We start from the raw sequence: 2,799 nt of genomic DNA, 5'->3' as shown, positions 1-2,799 counted from the left end.
CGCCGGTGCGACGGTCATGTCATATGCCGACAGCGGCCGTGACCTGCTGGTTGCCAAATCGTGGCTTGCCATGCCAGGCTGCGCGGTCAAGGATGATCGGAGCATCGTCCGACGCCCCCGGGCACCGTGCGCGAGGCGCCGCCGCGAGACACGCGGCCGCGGCCCCCCGGTCGCCCGCCGTTGCGGGGTGTGATCGTGTTGACCGTCAAACTTTTTGGTGAGACTCTGGAAGCCCCGCGCACCTTGGCTGTTCGGCAGGCTGGACTGACGGTACCCAGGGCCCTTCCGAGCACCGCGGGTGCGGATTCCCTCACGAACCCAACGACCCACACCGTTACGGTCGGTCACTCATTGTGGAGGACCAAAAGTCATGGCAAAGGCGCTTCTCGGTTACGTCGGCGGCACCGACCCGCGACTTCTCGCCGAGATGCGACGGCTTCAGCAGCGCGTCCAGGACCTGGAATCGGAACTCGTACGCATCCAGTCCGAGAACGACGCGCTGAACGCTGCCGCCGCTCACAGCGAGTCCCCCTTCGACGGGCTGGACCTCGACGTACCCAAGGCGGAGCCTGCGCTCACCTGATCCCGCCCGACGGCTTCAGCCCGTACCGGCGCCACGGGTATCGGGCAGGGTGAGAAACACTCTCGCTGGATATGCAAGGGACGCTTCGGCGTCCCTTCTGTCTTTCCCCCGTTCCTTCCCCGGATCGTCCCGGGCCCGCCGTAGCCACTGATCTGCCCAGCGCCCTCACCGGTCAAACGGAGGGCGGCCGGTAGAGTCCGGGGGCGTGCACCTCAAGGCCCTGACCCTGCGCGGTTTCAAGTCGTTCGCCTCCGCCACCACGCTGCGGTTCGAACCGGGCATCACCTGCGTCGTCGGGCCGAACGGCTCGGGCAAGTCCAATGTCGTGGACGCGTTGTCCTGGGTGATGGGGGAGCAGGGCGCCAAGTCGCTGCGCGGCGGCAAGATGGAGGACGTCATCTTCGCCGGCACCACCGGCCGGCCGCCGCTGGGGCGCGCCGAGGTCGCCCTCACCATCGACAACGCCGACGGCGCGCTGCCCATCGACTACGCCGAGGTGACCATCACCCGGATCATGTTCCGCGGCGGCAGCAGCGAGTACCAGATCAACGGCGACACCTGCCGGCTGCTGGACATCCAGGAACTCCTCTCCGACTCCGGCATCGGCCGCGAGATGCACGTCATCGTCGGACAGGGCCGGCTCGACTCCGTGCTGCACGCCGACCCCACCGGCCGGCGCGCCTTCATCGAGGAGGCGGCCGGCGTCCTGAAGCACCGCAAGCGCAAGGAGAAGGCGCTGCGGAAGCTGGACGCCATGCAGGCCAACCTGGCCCGCGTGCAGGACCTCACCGAGGAGCTGCGCCGCCAGCTCAAGCCGCTCGGCCGGCAGGCGGCCGTCGCCCGCCGGGCCGCCGTCATCCAGGCCGACCTGCGCGACGCCCGGCTGCGGCTGCTCGCCGACGACCTGGTCCGCCTCACCGAGGCGCTGAAGGCCGAACTCGCCGACGAGGCCGCGCTGAAGGAGCGCCGGGAGCGCGCCGAGGCCGAGCTGGCCGGGGCGCTGGCCCGGGAGGCGGAGCTGGAGGAGGACGTACGCAGCCTCGCGCCGCGGCTGAGCCGGGCGCAGGCCACCTTCCACGAGCTCTCCCGGTTCGCCGAGCGGGTCGGCGGCACGGTCTCGCTGGCCGAGGCCCGCGAGCGCGGCGCCCGCAGCCAGCCGCCCGAGGAGCGCCGGGGCCGCGACCCGGAGGACATGGAGCGCGAGGCCGCCCGCATCCGGGAGCAGGAGGCCGAGCTGGAGGCCGCGCTGGAGGCGGCCCGGACGGCACTTGAGGACACCGTGTCGCACCGCGCCGAACTGGAGCGCGAGCTGGCCGCGGAGGAGCGCCGGCTCAAGGACGCGGCCCGCGCGATCGCCGACCGGCGCGAGGGCCTGGCCAGGTTGAGCGGCCAGGTCGGCGCGGCCCGCTCCCGGGCAGCCGCCGCCCGGTCGGAGATCGACCGGCTGGCCGCCGCCCGGGACGAGGCCGGCGAGCGGGCGGTCGCCGCGCAGGAGGAGTACGAGGAGCTGAAGGCCGAGGTCGACGGTCTGGAGGCGGGGGAGAGCGCGCTCGGCGACGCGTACGAGCAGGCCCGTGCCGCGCTGGCCGCCGCCGAGGCCGAGCTGGGGGCGGCCCGGGAGGAGGCGGCCGCCGCGGAGCGTTCCCGGGCCGCCGCCCTGGCCCGCCGGGACGCCCTCGCCCTGGGCCTGCGCCGCAAGGACGGCAGCGGCGCGCTGCTCGCCGCGGCCGGCAAGCTGCCCGGACTGCTCGGCCCCGCCGCCGAGCTGCTGGCAGTCGAGCCCGGTTACGAGGTGCCGGTGGCCGCCGCTCTCGGCGCGGCCGCCGACGCGGTCGCCCTCGACGGCCCGGCCTCCGCCGGCGAGGCCCTGCGGCTGCTGCGCGAGCAGGACGCGGGCCGAGCGGCCCTGCTGCTGGCGAGCGCCGGCCCCCCTGCGAGCGCCGGCCCCGCTGCGAGTGCCGGCCCCCCTGCGAGTGCCGGCCCCCCTGCGGGCGGCGGCCCCGCTGTGGGTGGCGGCCCCCCTGCGAGCGGCGGCCCTGCTGTGGGTGGCGGCCACGCTGCGAGTGGCGGCGCCGGTGCCGGTGCCGGTGACGGGGCGGGCGCGGGGACCGGGTGGTCTGGCCGCGCCGAGCGGGTCGCCGGGCTCACCTACGTCGCGGATCTGGTGTCCGGGACGGCGGAGCTGCTGCCGTCCGTGCGGAGGCTGCTGGCGGGGG

The 2,799-nt window shown here is 74.7% G+C and carries 2 protein-coding genes; both read left to right on the top strand.

Annotation, left to right across the window (positions count from 1 at the left end):
- Positions 1-370 precede the first annotated feature (370 nt).
- Positions 371-583: a hypothetical protein gene (locus tag C6N75_RS28310; protein WP_105871702.1), complete on the top strand. Its 213-nt coding sequence runs from the start codon at positions 371-373 to the stop codon at positions 581-583.
- A gap of 205 nt (positions 584-788) precedes the next feature.
- Positions 789-2,799, top strand: a 2,011-nt coding sequence (locus C6N75_RS28305) for a chromosome segregation SMC family protein (protein ID WP_146132702.1), incomplete at its 3' end; no start/stop codon positions are given.

Origin of the sequence: Streptomyces solincola, from assembly GCF_002982015.1 — a bacterium.
Classification (GTDB): domain Bacteria; phylum Actinomycetota; class Actinomycetes; order Streptomycetales; family Streptomycetaceae; genus Streptomyces; species Streptomyces solincola.
Note: the sequence above shows the minus strand (reverse complement) of the source record. Positions and strands in the feature narration are given on the sequence as shown.